Origin of the sequence: Streptococcus sp. HMSC073D05 (genome assembly GCF_001812015.1) — a bacterium.
Lineage (GTDB): Bacteria > Bacillota > Bacilli > Lactobacillales > Streptococcaceae > Streptococcus > Streptococcus parasanguinis_D.
Window position 1 is genome coordinate 109,103 of record NZ_KV807483.1, and the last position, 15,405, is coordinate 124,507.

15 protein-coding genes are annotated in these 15,405 nt (G+C 44.1%); 11 read left to right on the top strand and 4 right to left on the bottom strand.

Annotation, left to right across the window (positions count from 1 at the left end):
* Positions 1 to 195 precede the first annotated feature (195 nt).
* Positions 196 to 609: a YjdF family protein gene (locus HMPREF2832_RS01800; RefSeq protein ID WP_049498072.1), complete on the top strand. Its 414-nt coding sequence runs from the start codon at positions 196 to 198 to the stop codon at positions 607 to 609.
* A 55-nt stretch (positions 610 to 664) separates the two neighbouring features.
* Here the strand turns inward: HMPREF2832_RS01800 and HMPREF2832_RS01805 are convergent, their stop codons facing one another.
* The 3 genes from HMPREF2832_RS01805 to cbiM are packed head-to-tail and all read right to left on the bottom strand — an operon-like array spanning position 665 to position 3,167.
* Complete coding sequence (locus HMPREF2832_RS01805) at positions 665 to 1,390, bottom strand: energy-coupling factor ABC transporter ATP-binding protein (protein ID WP_049491035.1); 726 nt, start codon at positions 1,388 to 1,390, stop codon at positions 665 to 667.
* A 12-nt stretch (positions 1,391 to 1,402) separates the two neighbouring features.
* A complete protein-coding gene (locus tag HMPREF2832_RS01810) occupies positions 1,403 to 2,191 on the bottom strand; it encodes an energy-coupling factor transporter transmembrane component T (RefSeq protein ID WP_070505342.1) in 789 nt (262 codons plus the stop codon).
* Positions 2,184 to 3,167: a cobalt transporter CbiM gene (cbiM, locus tag HMPREF2832_RS01815; RefSeq protein ID WP_070505343.1), complete on the bottom strand. Its 984-nt coding sequence runs from the start codon at positions 3,165 to 3,167 to the stop codon at positions 2,184 to 2,186. The genes HMPREF2832_RS01810 and cbiM overlap by 8 nt, the downstream gene beginning before the upstream one ends.
* 256 nt (positions 3,168 to 3,423) lie before the next feature.
* Here cbiM and HMPREF2832_RS01820 point away from each other — a divergent pair, with 256 nt between their 5' ends.
* The 7 genes from HMPREF2832_RS01820 to glmS all read left to right on the top strand — a co-directional run bounded on the left by HMPREF2832_RS01820 (position 3,424) and on the right by glmS (position 11,563).
* Complete coding sequence (locus HMPREF2832_RS01820) at positions 3,424 to 3,873, top strand: MarR family winged helix-turn-helix transcriptional regulator (protein WP_049491032.1); 450 nt, start codon at positions 3,424 to 3,426, stop codon at positions 3,871 to 3,873.
* Positions 3,874 to 3,891: 18 nt separating this feature from the next.
* A complete protein-coding gene (locus HMPREF2832_RS01825) occupies positions 3,892 to 4,746 on the top strand; it encodes an SDR family oxidoreductase (protein ID WP_049491031.1) in 855 nt (284 codons plus the stop codon).
* Positions 4,739 to 5,467: an ABC transporter ATP-binding protein gene (locus tag HMPREF2832_RS01830; protein WP_049491030.1), complete on the top strand. Its 729-nt coding sequence runs from the start codon at positions 4,739 to 4,741 to the stop codon at positions 5,465 to 5,467. Before HMPREF2832_RS01825 ends, HMPREF2832_RS01830 begins: the two co-directional genes overlap by 8 nt.
* Positions 5,460 to 6,980: an ABC transporter permease/substrate-binding protein gene (locus HMPREF2832_RS01835; RefSeq protein WP_049498070.1), complete on the top strand. Its 1,521-nt coding sequence runs from the start codon at positions 5,460 to 5,462 to the stop codon at positions 6,978 to 6,980. Before HMPREF2832_RS01830 ends, HMPREF2832_RS01835 begins: the two co-directional genes overlap by 8 nt.
* Positions 6,981 to 7,158: 178 nt before the next feature.
* The gene (locus tag HMPREF2832_RS01840) at positions 7,159 to 7,854 is read left to right on the top strand and encodes a gamma-glutamyl-gamma-aminobutyrate hydrolase family protein (RefSeq protein WP_049498069.1); all 696 of its coding nucleotides are present in this window, start codon (positions 7,159 to 7,161) and stop codon (positions 7,852 to 7,854) included.
* A 134-nt stretch (positions 7,855 to 7,988) separates the two neighbouring features.
* Complete coding sequence (locus HMPREF2832_RS01845; protein WP_049498068.1) at positions 7,989 to 9,374, top strand: glycoside hydrolase family 1 protein; 1,386 nt, start codon at positions 7,989 to 7,991, stop codon at positions 9,372 to 9,374.
* Positions 9,375 to 9,754: 380 nt separating this feature from the next.
* Complete coding sequence (glmS, locus tag HMPREF2832_RS01850) at positions 9,755 to 11,563, top strand: glutamine--fructose-6-phosphate transaminase (isomerizing) (RefSeq protein ID WP_049498067.1); 1,809 nt, start codon at positions 9,755 to 9,757, stop codon at positions 11,561 to 11,563.
* A gap of 203 nt (positions 11,564 to 11,766) precedes the next feature.
* On the opposite strand, the gene HMPREF2832_RS01855 is transcribed toward glmS, so the two are convergent.
* Positions 11,767 to 12,624 carry a 5'-nucleotidase, lipoprotein e(P4) family gene (locus HMPREF2832_RS01855; RefSeq protein WP_003004374.1) on the bottom strand — a complete coding sequence of 286 codons (858 nt, stop codon included), beginning with the start codon at positions 12,622 to 12,624 and terminating at the stop codon, positions 11,767 to 11,769.
* 427 nt (positions 12,625 to 13,051) lie between these two features.
* Between HMPREF2832_RS01855 and HMPREF2832_RS01860 the strand changes: the two genes are divergently transcribed.
* From HMPREF2832_RS01860 to HMPREF2832_RS01870, 3 genes are all read left to right on the top strand, one after another.
* On the top strand, positions 13,052 to 14,062 hold the full coding sequence (locus HMPREF2832_RS01860; RefSeq protein ID WP_371585269.1) for a uroporphyrinogen decarboxylase family protein: 1,011 nt from the start codon (positions 13,052 to 13,054) through the stop codon (positions 14,060 to 14,062).
* Between the two features lie 17 nt (positions 14,063 to 14,079).
* Positions 14,080 to 14,280: a hypothetical protein gene (locus HMPREF2832_RS01865; RefSeq protein WP_070505345.1), complete on the top strand. Its 201-nt coding sequence runs from the start codon at positions 14,080 to 14,082 to the stop codon at positions 14,278 to 14,280.
* Positions 14,281 to 14,378: 98 nt separating this feature from the next.
* A complete protein-coding gene (locus HMPREF2832_RS01870) occupies positions 14,379 to 15,380 on the top strand; it encodes a uroporphyrinogen decarboxylase family protein (protein ID WP_070505346.1) in 1,002 nt (333 codons plus the stop codon).
* The last annotated feature ends 25 nt before the right edge of the window (positions 15,381 to 15,405 follow it).

A 15,405-nucleotide genomic window follows, 5' to 3' on the forward strand; every position in this document is an offset into this window, starting at 1 on the left:
TAAATATTATTATGAAATAAAATTAAAAGTCCTTCAGCGCTAAGTTCTGGAGGATTTTTGTATTGCTATATGCTATAATAGTTCCAACTAAGATAAAAACACAGTTCTGGTTGGTAGTCCAGACGTAGGCAAGCCTATCAGTAACCTTCCTCCTTGGTTGTCCATTCTTAGGGATAGATTTAAGGAGGTGCTGTCGTGGAAACAATTTCAATTGGATTGACAGTTTATTTTGAAGATGGATTTTGGCATGGTTTGTTCGAACAAGTGTATCGAGAAACTTATCAAGTTTGTCGTGTGACATTTGGTCAGGAGCCAAAAGATGATGAAATTTTAGAGATCTTACAGACTCAGTTTACTCAATTATCTTTTAGTCCAGAAGCTATAGTTAAGCAACATGTAAAAATCAAGAATCCTAAACGATTACAGCGAATGGTGAAGAAACAAGTAAATCAGAAAGTTTCTTCCAAGTCGAAAGAACTATTGCAGTTGCAGTATGAGGAAAGGAAAAAGATTTCAAAACATCAATCTAGTGTCCAAAAGCAATTGCTCAAACAAGAGAAATTTGAACGCAAACAGCAAAAACGAAGGGAGAAGCGTAAAGGACATTAACCCTTATCTCTTTCATCAAAAAAGCTTCGGTAGGAAGAACCCTACCGAGGCTTTTTTAACATGTTGAAAACGATTGTTGAATATCTGGATGATTTTCCCAATCAGCTCGATTGTAGCTTCCTGTAATGGTGTGCTCTTCAGAAAAGAGCAGAACCCGTTCCACAATCGGAGCGATTTGCTCGAAATGGTGGGAGGAAATAACAATCGTTTTTCCTGCTGTTTTGAGTTCTTGGAACAAGGCGACAATCAGCTTCTGGTATTTGGGGGAGAGACCGTTAAAGGGCTCGTCAAATAGCAAGAGACTAGGATTCATGGTGAGGACACTGGCAATGGCGACTAGCTTCTTTTCGCCACCAGAAAGATGGTAGGGAATACGATCTCTCAGGTGCTCAATCTCTAGAAGACCGAGCGTATCCTTAACGCGTTGTTCGACTTCGGTCTCGGCTAAGCCTAATTGGCGTGGCCCAAAAGCAAGCTCATCATAGACGCTTGTATTGAACAATTGGGTATCGCTGTTTTGAAAAATGAGTCCAACCTGCTGGAAGAGTTGCCCAGCACGATGGGGATCTTTCAAGAAGTCTTGGTCAATGGTCCAGTTCTTGAAGTGGTACTGACCAGAAGAGAGGGGCAGGAGTCCAACCAGAATTTTAAAGAGGGTAGATTTTCCCGCTCCGTTTGGACCCATCAGGCCAACGGTTTCCCCCTTTTGGATTTGGAGTTGAATATCATGGATTCCAGTCTCCTCTGTGTAGTGGTAATTCCCATCTTGAATGCGAATCATATGCTTTCCTTTCTAGCCAAGTAAGGTCGTGAAGGTCGTGAGAACCGCCAATTCCAATAGGAAAAAGACGTCTTCCTTCTTCCAGTGGAAGGCTTCTTTGCGCTTTGTATCCATACCGTAGCCTCTCAGCAACATGGCCTCGTAGACCTCTTTGGTATGGTTCTTCGTTGATAGATACAAGAGACCCAGAAGAGAGCCAAAGAGATGGAGGTTCACTTTTTGACCAACTGTCCGGAGTTGGACGCACTCAATTTGTTGGTGAAGGTGTTTTCCCAAAATATAACTATATTTCAGCGTAATATCAATGGTCTGGACAAAGGTCTTGGGGACATGTAGCTGCCTTAGGGCCTCAACCAGTTGGATGCTTGTGGTAGTGGCTAAAAAGAGAGAAATATTGAGGACAATTATCCCTGCGCGTAGCAAAAAGAGTCCTCCATTTTGAAATCCTTGAAATAAGATGCTAGGCAATATCACAATTGTTGAAATCAACAGCACCTTGAACAGGACCTTAAAGAGGTGGAGTAGGACCTCTCCAGGAAGCATGGCAATGTGCATTAACAAAAGGATACCGATCAACCACAGTTGGATGGGATGGTGGGCAGTCGTAATGAGAATGGCTAGAATTAAAAAGGAAACGAGCCGCATCCAAGACGAAGTTTTGGCCTTGAATGCGGGCGTCGTTTGTTTCATTTTGCCAAGAAAGTGGCGCAATGTTTGAAGATTCATTTGTAAATAGTGATGGCTTTTTGAAGCTTCTAGAGTCGCTTGCTCTTGATGAAGCCAGTCAGGGAGTTTACGCATGAGAAGTCTTTTCTCCGTTCATTGATCGAATGATTTTACTGATGATATAGAAAATGAGAACAGCTGTAATGGCTGATAGGATATAGCCAATCGCAATTTTTGTTCCAGGAATGGTGTAATCACTGAACAAGGCTTCAAAAGAGAATCCATTTTTGATCCCTGTTGGGACTTTGCCATGAAGCAGGCTACCCAATTCTTCAGTAGACCATTCACCAAAAGCTGTCCCATCTGCGAGGAGTCCAAGTGGGCTGAGGACGATCAAAGCAAGGAGTACCCAGCGAATTTTTTTAACAAATGAAGTTGTATTGACTGTACTTGGTGTGTACAACTCTGCAGGAGCAACTTGTTTTACAAAACGGTAAATCACAACGGTGAAGAAGGCTTCGACCCAACCTGCGACAAGGAGGTGAGCACCCAACATAGCAGGCACCGTGATACTCAATCCATAAGGATTATAGAGTGGCTGACCAGCTTCTGACGCGATGAGGGGTTGCAAGCCCAATTCAACACCAGCTAAGAAGGCAGCAGCATTGATCGAAAGAAAAGAACCGATAATAACGCCAAGCGTTTCCTGATGGTGCTTGCGGAACAAGTTATAAATAGCATAGCCAACAAAAGGCATCACAATGGCCATGTTGAAAATATTGGCCCCAAGAGCGAGAATCCCTCCGTCACCAAATAAGAAGGCCTGTAGGAGTAAGGCAACTGTCAGCGCTAGAGAGGCCGCATAGGGACCTATGAGAATGGCAAGAAGGGTCCCTCCGACAGCGTGAGCGGTCGTTCCACCAGGAACAGGAACATTAAACATCATCAATAAGAAGGACAAAGAAGCAGCAATCCCAAGCATCGGCGCTAGCTCTTTATTTTCTTTTAATTGGACCTTGACTTTTTTGATGGACAAGACAATAACAGGCGCAGCAGCAACCGCTAAAACTGCACAACTTGCAGGACTAAGGTAATTATCTGGTATATGCATAACAAATTCTCCATTAGTATGATTTAATTTCGTTAACAGATTACCACATTATAAAATCAGGTGTCGTTGCAAAACGAGTCCAACATTTGTTACACTTGCTAGAAAGAGGGAGAAGAAACTAGTTTGAAGGGCTAGAAAGGCTTTTTAAGGTGAATTTAGATAAAATTATTGGTTCTATATCGAAATAGTTGACAGATGTAACAAACAGTGATACAATGGCTGTGATATTTCGATATAGAAATAAAAAGGAGACAAAATGGACAAGATGCAAGGGGGCTACCAAGCTTTACAGATACGCTTGTTAAATGGGCGTATCTTTCAAAAACTGCTGAGTAAGGAACCAGATGCCCTATACCGAAATGAACAAGGGAAAATTTTAACGATTTTGTGGAAGCAAGAGTTGGAGTGCGCTACTGCGACCGATATCGCTCTTGCGACGGGTCTAGCCAACAATACATTGACCAGCATGGTTAAGAAATTGGAAGAACAAGGCTTGGTTACGATTCAACCTTGTACGCAGGATAAAAGGAAAAAATATATTTCTTTGACAGACCTCGGTTGGGCACAAAAGGAAATTGGGGATCGTGTTAGTAAGGAACTGGGTGAGATTTTCTATCAAGGATTTTCGGATCAAGAAATCCGAGAATTTGAGGAGTATCAAGAGCGGATTATCACAAATCTAAAAGCTAAAGAGAATGACATCTAGGGAAAGGAAGTAACAGTTATGATTGGTATTACAGGGGTAACAGGGAAATTAGGTTCTTATGTGGCGAATCTTGTCGATAGGAAAGGAATCGCTTCCGTCCATCTAGCACGAAGCCCAGAGCGTGCAAAGATCTATGCGTCAGCGGAAATTCGTAAAATAGTGTATGCCAATACACCAGAGGTGGTTGAAGCCTTAAAGGGGATCGATATCTTGTTGATGGTTTCTGCTCGGGAAAATCCAGAGCGTGTCAAGGAACACCAGGACTTTTTAGATGCTGCAAAGCTAGCAGGGGTAGAGCATATCGTCTATACCTCCTTTTATGGGGCAGATGAGAAGGCAACTTTCACCTTGTCTCGAGATCATGCCCAGACGGAAGCCTATATCAAGGAGTTAGGCTTCACCTACACTTTTTTGAGAGATAATTTTTACTTGGACTTCCTGATTGATATGGCGCTTGAAAATGGAGAGATTCGTGGTCCGGCAGGCAGTGGTCTTGTGTCAGCTGTTGCCCGTAAGGACACATCTAGGGTTGCAGCAGAGATTCTTTTAAATCCTAAGGAGTGGGAAAATCAAACCTTGCATCTGACAGGACCAGAGGATCTTTCCATGGAAGAAATCGTAGCGCTTCTCTCAAAAGAGACTGGTGACGCCATCGCGTATGTGGATGAAACAGTAGAAGAAGCTTATGAGTCACGGAAAAAATGGCCAGCACAAACTTGGGAGTACGATGCCTGGGTCAGCACTTATACAGCGATTAAAGCTGGGGAACAAGCTGGGGTTTCAACAGATATCGAAAAAGTCCTAGGGCATCCGGCAAGTAGCCTATTGGATACTCTTAGAGACAGAAAACTTATTGAGGAAGAATATGATTGAATATAAACATGTAGCCTTGCGCTACACGGATAAGGACATTTTAAAAGATGTCAATCTCCGTATTGAAGATGGTGAATTTATGGTCCTCGTAGGTCCTTCAGGATCTGGAAAGACCACCATGATCAAGATGATTAACCGTCTCTTGGAGCCGACAGATGGCAATATTTATATGGACGGGAAACGCATCAAGGACTATGATGAACGAGAGTTACGTCTGTCTACTGGTTATGTGCTTCAAGCCATTGCTCTCTTTCCTAATTTGACAGTTGCGGAAAATATCGCTCTCATTCCTGAGATGAAGGGCTGGGGCAAGGAGCGAGTGGCTTCCAAAACAGTCGAATTTTTAGAAAAAGTAGGCCTTCCAGCTTCTGATTACGCCGATCGCAAACCCCATGAGCTGTCTGGTGGGGAGCAACAACGGATTGGCATTGTGCGGGCCATCATCGGGGAGCCAAAGATTCTATTGATGGACGAGCCCTTTTCAGCCTTGGATGCCATTTCCCGCAAACAGTTGCAGGCTCTTACCAAAGACTTGCACAAGGAGTTCGGCATGACCACTATCTTTGTTACACACGATACCGATGAAGCCTTGAAATTAGGCGATCGGATTGCGGTGTTACAAGAAGGAGAGATTGTGCAGGTGGCGGATCCTGAGACCATTCTAGCCCAACCAGCCAACGACTTTGTTGCGGATTTATTTGGAGGTGCTCACCATGTCTAAACTATTTGCAACCTTTCAAGAACGCTTTGGAGACTGGCTCACTGCACTAGGGCAACATTTGCAACTGTCATTACTGACCCTGCTCCTTGCTATTTTTCTAGCTGTTCCATTAGCTATTTATTTAAGTACACGCAAGAGAGCCAGCAACTGGGTTTTACAGGTAGCTGGGATCTTCCAGACCATTCCTTCCATGGCCCTTTTGGGGCTCTTCATTCCCATCATGGGAATTGGAACACTTCCGGCCTTGACAGCTCTCGTCATCTATGCCATTTTCCCCATCCTTCAAAATACTATCACCGGTTTGCAGGGGATTGACCCAAGTCTAGAAGAAGCAGGGGTCGCCTTTGGGATGACTAAGTGGGAGCGCTTGAAGAAGTTTGAGATTCCCTTGGCCATGCCCGTCATCATGTCTGGGATTCGGACAGCAGCTGTGATGATTATCGGGACGGCTACTCTAGCTGCTTTGATTGGAGCTGGGGGACTCGGTTCCTTTATCCTTCTGGGGATTGACCGCAATAATGCCAGTCTGATTTTGATCGGTGCCCTGTCTTCTGCCTTCTTAGCCATCGCCTTTAACCTTCTTCTCAAATGGATGGAAAAGGCTAAATTGCGGACCATCTTTGCGGCTTTTGCGGTCATGATCCTGGGATTGGGAGCTAGCTATACACCAAGTCTTCTTCCCAAACCGGAAAAAGAAAACCTGGTCATCGCTGGGAAGTTGGGTCCTGAACCGGAAATTCTAGCCAATATGTACAAGATTTTGATCGAAGAAAACACAGACATGACAGTGACTGTTAAACCAAATTTTGGAAAAACCACCTTCCTCTTTGAAGCTCTGAAAAAAGGGGATATTGCTATCTATCCAGAGTTTACAGGGACCGTGACCGAAAGTCTCCTCAAGCCGGCGCCGCAAGTCGGCCATGATCCAGAAGCAGTCTATCGAGCGGCTCGAGATGGGATCAAGAAACAAGACGACCTGGCCTTGCTCAAACCCATGGCTTATCAGAATACCTATGCTGTCGCGGTGCCTAAGAAAATTGCCCAAGAGTATGGCCTCAAGACCATTTCAGATTTGAAAAAGGTGGAAGGACAACTCAAGGCAGGATTTACCTTGGAGTTTAATGACCGAGAGGACGGGAACAAGGGCTTGCAGAAGGTTTACGGACTCCATCTACAAGTCTCCACCATGGAGCCAGCCCTTCGCTACCAGGCGATCCAGTCCGGTGACATCCAGATCACAGATGCTTACTCAACGGATGCCGAGCTGGCTCGCTATGACCTGGTGGTCCTTGAAGATGATAAGCAACTCTTCCCACCTTATCAAGGGGCGCCCCTCATGAAAGAAGCTCTTCTTAAGAAACATCCAGAATTGGAAGGCATTCTAAACAAGTTAGCTGGTAAAATCACAGCAGAGCAAATGAGCCAGATGAACTACCAAGTCGGAGTAGAAGGCAAGTCAGCTAATCAAGTGGCACGTGACTTTTTGGTAAAAGAAGGGGTTATTAAAAATTAACAAATAATTCTCAAGTCTTCGCACTTGAGGATTTTTTGATAGAAAGCAATTTTAACCCTTTTCAGCAAGCTTTTGTTATAGAGGGGGAGACCTTCTCTTAAAAAACTCTCCATTGAGTCTAGCTTAAAATTGTGTTACAATAAGCCTTGAAAACGAATGAAAGTATATGGAAACAAGTATGAAAAAAAGACCAGTGATTGGAATTACAGGAAATGAAAGACCCTTCCCAGATGATCCAGACGCGAACATGAGTTATGCGGCGACTGGTTTTGTCGAAGCGGTCAAAGAGGCGGGAGGAATTCCCTTGATCTTGCCAATTGGAGATGCGGACATGGCCAAACACTATATGTCGATGATTGATAAGCTCATCATTACTGGTGGTCAAAATGTCTTGCCCAAGTTTTATGGAGAAGAAATCACCATTGATAGCGACGACTACCTCTTAAAACGTGATCTTTTTGAGTTGGCCTTGATTGAGGAAGCGCGAGCGGCTAAAAAAGCTATCTTTACAGTCTGTCGTGGGACCCAACTCTACAATGTTGCATTGGGTGGAACTTTGCATCAAGATATTGAGGATCATTGGCAGGACAATCCAGGTCAGTACACCAGCCAAGAGCTGGTGACTAAGGATCAGACGGTTTTACAAGAGATCTATGGTAAGACCAGTCGCATCAATTCCTTTCACCATCAAAGTATCAAAGACTTGGCAGATGGCTTAGAAGTAATTGCGCGGGATCCCAAAGACGACGTCATAGAGGCGGTTCAATCCACAGATGAGAGTCGTTTTCTCGGCGTTCAGTGGCATCCGGAACTGCGTTTTGACAAGAGTCCTGCAGACCACAAACTCTTTGAATATGTTGTGAATGACTTATAATGAGGACCAGCTCTCTTAGGAATTTTTCTAAGGGAGCTTTTTCTTTAATCTGCGTAAGAAAGACTGTAAATTGTGCCTAGGTTTTGGGGGAGGATTCGCTACAATAGAGCTAGTAGAATGAGGAGGATTAGAACATGTTTCAATTTCCAAAGGATTTTTTATGGGGGAGTTCGACCTCGGGTCCACAGACAGAAGGGCGTATAGATCAGGATGGAAAAGGTGACAATCTCTGGGATTACTGGTATAGGATCGAACCCAATCGCTTTTATCAAGGGCAGGGACCAGAGAAAACATCCACTTTTTATGAACACTGGGAAGAGGACCTGGATCTCTTGTTAGAAACCGGTCACACAGCTTTTCGGACGTCTATTCAGTGGTCCCGCATTTTCCCAGAAGGCCGAGGGGAGATCAATCAAGCGGGTGTCGATTTCTACCGTCGTGTCTTTGAAAAGATTAAGGAAAAAGGGATTCACCTCTTGGTCAACCTCTATCATTTTGATTTGCCGATGGCTCTCCAAAAGCAGGGCGATGGTTGGGAAAACAAGGAAACCGCCTATGCTTATCAAGAATATGCGCGTTTTTGTTTCAAGACCTATGGGGATCTGGTCGACCAGTGGATCACTTTTAATGAACCCATTGTCCCTGTGGAGTTTGGTTATTTTTATGATGCCCATTTTCCTCATAAGGTAGATGCAGCTGCAGCTGTAAAAGTAGCCTACCACACCCAGTTAGCAAGCTCTCTAGCGGTCAAGACCTGTCACGAGGTGGATCCCAATTCCCGGATCGGGATTGTGCTCAATCTGACACCAGCCTACCCTCGGAGCCAGCATCCAGAAGATGTTAAAGCCGCTCGTATCGCCGAGCTCTTCCAAGCCAAATCTTTTTTAGATCCTTCCGTTCTTGGCCATTATCCTCAAGAATTAGTGGAGATCTTGCGGGAGCGTGATCTCTTGCCAGATTATGATCCATTTGAGTTGCGCTTGATGGAGGAAAATACCGTCGACTATCTAGGTGTTAACTATTACCAACCACTCCGTGTGGCAGCTCCTCGTTATACTCCGAATCCAGCTTCTCCCCTACTCTTTGAGCAATTTTATGAACCCTATGTCATGCCAGGCCGCAAGATTAATCCCCACCGTGGTTGGGAAATCTATGAGCAAGGCCTGTATGACATTGCCCAAAATATCAAGGAAAACTATGGCAATATCGAGTGGATCCTGACAGAAAACGGGATGGGGGTCGAAGGCGAGGAAAAATTCCGCAAGGATGGAGTGATCCAAGACGACTACCGGATTGACTTTGTCAAAGACCATCTTCGTGAGCTCCACCGGGCTATTCAAGATGGTGCCAATTGTAAAGGCTATTTGATCTGGACCTTTATTGATTGCTGGTCTTGGCTCAATGGCTACAAGAACCGCTATGGTTTAGTTGAATTGGATCTTGAGAGTCAAAAACGTACCCTCAAAAAATCCGGCCATTGGTTCCGTGAGTTAAGCCAGCAGAATGGATTTGAAGAATAGAAAAACAGAGAGTGGGACAGAAATCGGTCATTCGTTAGAATTCGATTTCGTCGTCCCGCCTCCGCACAGTTGAGTAAGGCTGTAAAAGCTGATGAAATCAGCGTAGTATATCCTACTCAACCACTGCATCTTGCTTGACAATCTAAAAACAATTAAGAGGCTAGGACTTTTGTCTCAGCCTCTTTTCTTAACCCTTTCTTAACTAGACCAATTTTCTTATATTTCCTAGTTGACAAACTGGAAGAAGCATTGTATACTGACTCCGCTGGTTACTTTTTTGGTAAATTAGACTAGACCAATTTCAAAGTAACTGAGAAATCGACCATGGGTCGTTTGACTAAGTAAAGGGGAAAGTATAGCAAGGCTATATCGTAAAGACTATGTGCGGAATCGTTGGTGTTGTAGGAAATACAAATGCAACTGATATTTTGATTCAAGGACTTGAAAAGCTCGAATACCGAGGCTATGACTCTGCGGGTGTTTTTCTGGCTAGTGAAGGCAAGAGCCAATTGGTAAAGGCAGTTGGTCGCATTGCAGAATTGTCAGCTAAGGCAGAAGGTGTCGAAGGAACAGCTGGGATCGGACATACCCGTTGGGCCACTCATGGAAAACCAACTGAAGACAATGCCCACCCACACCGTTCGGAGACAGGTCGTTTTGTTTTGGTACACAATGGCGTCATTGAAAACTACCTTGAAATCAAGGAAGAATACCTAGCTGGTCACCATTTCAAGGGGCAAACCGATACAGAAATTGCAGCCCACTTGATCGGAAAATTCGCTGAAGAAGAGGGCTTGTCTACGCTTGAAGCCTTCAAAAAAGCCCTCCACATCATCCGAGGAGCCTATGCTTTTGCTTTGATGGATGCGGAAGATCCAAGCACCATCTATGTAGCAAAAAATAAATCACCACTCTTGATTGGTCTTGGGGATGGTTACAATATGGTCTGCTCAGATGCCATGGCCATGATTCGTGAGACCAACCAATATATGGAAATCCATGACAAAGAGTTGGTCATCGTCAAAGCAGACAGCGTTGAAGTCCAAGACTACGATGGAAATCGTCGTGAGCGCGCTAGCTACACGGCTGAACTTGACTTATCAGATATCGGTAAGGGGACTTATCCATACTACATGCTCAAGGAAATTGACGAGCAACCAACCGTGATGCGTAAACTCATCCAAGCCTATACAGATGAATCTGGTCAAGTAGTGGTAGACCCAGCTATCATCAAGGCTGTTCAAGAGGCAGACCGCATCTATATCCTTGCAGCCGGTACCTCTTACCATGCAGGGTTTGCGTCTAAAAAAATGTTGGAAGAGTTGACGGATACCCCGGTAGAACTCGGTATCTCCTCTGAGTGGGGCTACGGCATGCCACTTCTCAGCAAAAAACCACTCTTCATCTTTATCAGTCAATCTGGTGAAACAGCGGATAGTCGCCAGGTATTGGTCAAAGCAAATGAAATGGGCATTCCAAGCTTGACAGTAACCAATGTTCCAGGATCTACTCTTTCACGTGAAGCAGACATGACTATGTTGCTCCATGCGGGTCCTGAAATTGCGGTCGCTTCCACCAAGGCTTATACGGCTCAAATCGCAGCCCTTGCCTTTCTTGCCAAAGCTGTTGGAGAAGCCAATGGCAATGAAAAGGCCAAAGCCTTTGATTTGGTGCACGAATTGTCTATCGTTGCCCAATCGATCGAATCAACCCTTTCAGAAAAAGAAGTCATCGATGAAAAAGTCCGTGGCTTGTTGGAAACAACCCGCAATGCTTTCTATATCGGACGTGGCCAAGATTACTATGTTGCCATGGAAGCCAGTCTGAAACTAAAAGAAATTTCTTATATCCAATGTGAAGGCTTCGCAGCGGGTGAGTTGAAACACGGTACCATTGCTTTGATCGAAGACGGTACACCAGTTATTGCCCTCTTGTCTGATCCAGTCCTAGCCAGCCACACACGTGGAAATATCCAAGAAGTGGCAGCACGTGGGGCTCATGTCTTAACCATTGCAGAAGAAAATGTCGCTAAAGAGACGGATGATTTAGTCTTGACAGCGGTTCACCCTTACCTCTCTCCAATCTCAATGGTGGTGCCAACCCAATTGATTGCTTACTTTGCAACCCTTCATCGTGGACTCGATGTCGACAAACCACGGAACCTTGCTAAGTCTGTAACGGTTGAATAAACTTGTCTATATAGAAAAAACGAGGCTGGGACAAAAGTCCCAGCCTCTTAATTGTTTTTGGATTGTCTAGCAAGACGCAGTGGTTGAGTGGGCTCTACTACGCTGATTTCATCAGCTTTTACAGCCCTACTCAACTGTGCGGAGGCGGGACAAAGAAATCGAATTCCAACGAATTACCGATTTCTGTCCCACTCTCATTTGTTTTATTTATCAAAACCTTGCAAGGCTTTGAGGCGTTCTTCTGTTTGTCCCTTGGCATCTAGTTTTTTACCTTGGTAAACAGCAGATTCCCATGATCCGTACATTGGATTTGGGAAGATGATGAATTTTTCACCAAATTCTTTTTGCAATTCGTCCAATTTCTTGTCGCGATCAGCTTCGGATGTCTTAGAGAAGTCTGCAAAGTCCACTAGGTTGTCCCCAAAGAGCAAGACAAGATTGGTCTTTTCTTGCACAGCTTGGCGACGGCCTTCTTTTGATTTGACACCATCTTCTAAGAACATGAGGTGGTCACGTCCTTGAACCGGAATGCCTTCTTTTTCAAGATTCTTGATGGTATCATCTACTTGAGAGGTTGTACGGTCAGAAATGTAGTAGATTTGAACCCCGTTTTGATCCGCATATTGAAGGAAATCTTTAGCACCTGGCACCGCTTTTGCGGCTGCTTTTTTCACCCAAACATCCCAATCTTTAGGGTTGAAGGCTGTACCATCTTTGACGTTTTGAACTTGGTAAGGGCTGTTGTCTAAAACAGTTTCATCCAAGTCTAATACGATTGAGTATGGCTTATCAGAAGGCGTTTGGAGGATCTCTTTCAAACGGTCAGTAGCGACATTGTAGCCTTGTAAATACAAAGCCTTGGTTTCTGCTGCCTTTTGGTACCAGAGAACAGACATGGTATTTTCTTGTGAGCGCTGCTGATCATAGGTCATCGTCACCTGATTTTTAGTGCTGCTTGCTTTTGTCTCTTGCGTTTTAGTGGTGTTGCTTCCACAACTCGTCAGTAAAATGACAGAAGCAAGAGCAGAAACGATGGTAAAGGTGGTTTTTGTTGTTTTCATAAACCGTACACTCCTTAAATTTATTCTATAAAAATTATACTCCTTTCAATCTTGTATGACAAGAAAGAGGGGAAGGGGAGCCAGGAAATGGTGGAATGAATAGGAAGAAAGAAATGTTGATATGAAGGGCTTTTTCATCTCAATAGATTCCATTTTTCATCTTAAAAGGAGGGGTATAGTTTTATATTATAACCGGATCAAGAAAAGATCAAAGAGGTTCTTTTTTTCTAAAATGAAACAATCGAGAAAGATACTCGCAAGTCCCTATTTTCAAGGGCTTGCGTTTTTTTGATGATTTTCTTAATAAAGAAATTTTAAGGCTTTGATAGGGAAAATATATTAGTCAGCTACTTTTCGAGGTGATATCATGGTTACAAATTCCAGAAGGGAAGCAGTCAATCTTTCTTTTGGAGAAAAGATGAGGAGGATGTACAGTATGAGTAAAAAAGAATTGGTTCTTCGTGCCATTCGAGGCGAAGCAGTAGAGCGAATCCCTGTAGGATTTTGGCTCCATTATGTGACCCAAGAAGAAAAAGAATTGGGGCTAGACAATCCAGCTGTAGTAGAAAAAAGTATTAAGGGTCACCAACACTATGTTGAAGAAATTTCACCTGATTTTGTCAAGATCATGAGCGATGGCTTCTTCCGCTATCCGAATGTCCTTTATTCGAGAGAGATCACATCGATCCAAGAATTAAAGGACATTCAACCGATTGGAGAGCATCATCCTTGGATTGAAAAACAGATTGAAGTGGTCAAGGAGATTCGTTCCCATTTCCATGAAGAGATTGCTTCTTTCTACAATATCTTCTCGCCCATTTCTTACTTGAAACGCTGGTTCCGTACGGATCAATCCCGTGGAGACCAAGTGATTGCAGACTTTATCAAGGAAGATCCAGAAACTTTAGCTCATGTCCTTGACGTGATTGCAGGAGACATCGCCATTCTTAGTCGCCGCTTGATCCAAGAAGCAGGAGTGGAAGGCATTTACTTCTCAACCCAGCAGGTTCAAGATGAGCGCGTGACAGAGAAAGAATACCGCAAGATCATTGAGCCAAGCAACATTGCCGTTCTAGAAGCAGCCAATGAAGCGGGTGGAATCAATATCCTTCATATCTGTGGTTTTGAAGGGGCCAGCAATGAAGTGGACCTCTTCAAGGATTATCCAGCACAAGTCATTAACTGGGCGACCCATCATGAAGGCCTGAGCCTAGCAGCAGGTCGCAAACTCTTTGGGGATCGTGCTGTCCTAGGTGGCTTTGTCAATGGTAAGAAAGGCTTACTCTATCAAGGGGAACGAGCAGCTATCGAGCAAGAAACCCGTCGCCTGGTCGCAGAAGCGGGAAGTCGTGGTTTGATCCTTGGAGCAGACTGTACCGTACCAGACGATTTCCAATTGGAACGCTTAGACTGGGTGCGTCAGGCGGCCGTCTTGTAAGAAGAAAGGAGAGGGAGATGAGAAAGATTCATGTGTGGTGTATGGGGCTGGTAGCTTTATTCTTAGTCCTAGGACTCGCAAAAGCTACTGCAGCAAGCAGTCATGGGATTGTACGGAAAGATCCGGACATCGAAAAATTGGAGAAAATTCCAGCCCATAGTCTCTCTCTCCTTCGCCCATCTGATATAGCAGGAATTTTACTTCTTGAAGATCAGTGATAAAAAAAGATGAAGAGCTTGATAAAAAATATATATTAGTCAAAGCATAATTGAAGTGATAAGATAACAAACAAGAAAAGATGGAACGAGGTAAGAACATGTCAGCAAAAAGAGAATTAGTGTTAAAAGCTTTTAAAGGAGAAGCAGTTGATCGTGTGCCAGTTGGATTTTGGCACCATTTCACGACAGAAGAAGAGTGGCTAAAAGGATTTTCAAATCCTGAAATTATTGAAAAAAACCTGAAGGGTCATCAAAACTTCCTTCACAAGGTCCAACCAGACTTTGTTAAACTTATGAGCGATGGTTACTTTGCTTATCCAAATCCAGCCATTCACAAAGGCCTTGAAAACATCTCTGACTTAGCAGGAATTGAACCTCTCGGAGCCGATCATCCATGGATCACAGAGCAGGTAGAGCTTGTGAAAAAAATCCGTGCCGGTTTTGAAGAGGACATTGTAGCCATCTACAATATCTTTGCTCCAGTAACTTACTTTAAATGGTTGGTCGGAGAAGTTTCAGGAGGAGATGACTTGATCGCAAACTTCATCGATCAAGATGCTGCAACCCTTAAAAAAGTATTGGATACGATTGGTCAAGATATTGCAAGTTTGAGCCAACGCATCATTAAAGAAGCAGGAGCAGACGGGATCTACCTCAGTGTTCAAAGTATCCAAGATGCGCGCGTGAGCCAAGAAGTTTATAAAAATAGTATTGCACCGAGTGAACTCCATGTCTTAGAAGCAGCCAATGAAGCAGGTGGGGTAAATATCCTTCATATCTGTGGCTACGAAGGGGCTCGCAATGATATCCATCTCTTCACAGACTACCCAGCTCAAGTCATTAACTGGGCAGTTGGACCAGAAGGAATCAGCCTAGCAGAAGGACGCGAAATCTTCGGTGGACGTACGGTTCTTGGTGGCTTTGAAAATGGCAAAAATGGTCTTCTCTATACAGGAGACAAGGCTGCGATTCAAGCAGAAACTAAACGCATCATCGCAGAAACTGGAACCACAGGCTTGGTCATCGGTGCGGATTGTACGATTCCAAGTGACATTGATGAAGAGCGAATCGAATGGGTTCGTGAAGCTGCAGCAGAATAAGAAAAAATAGAATCAGGGAGAACAG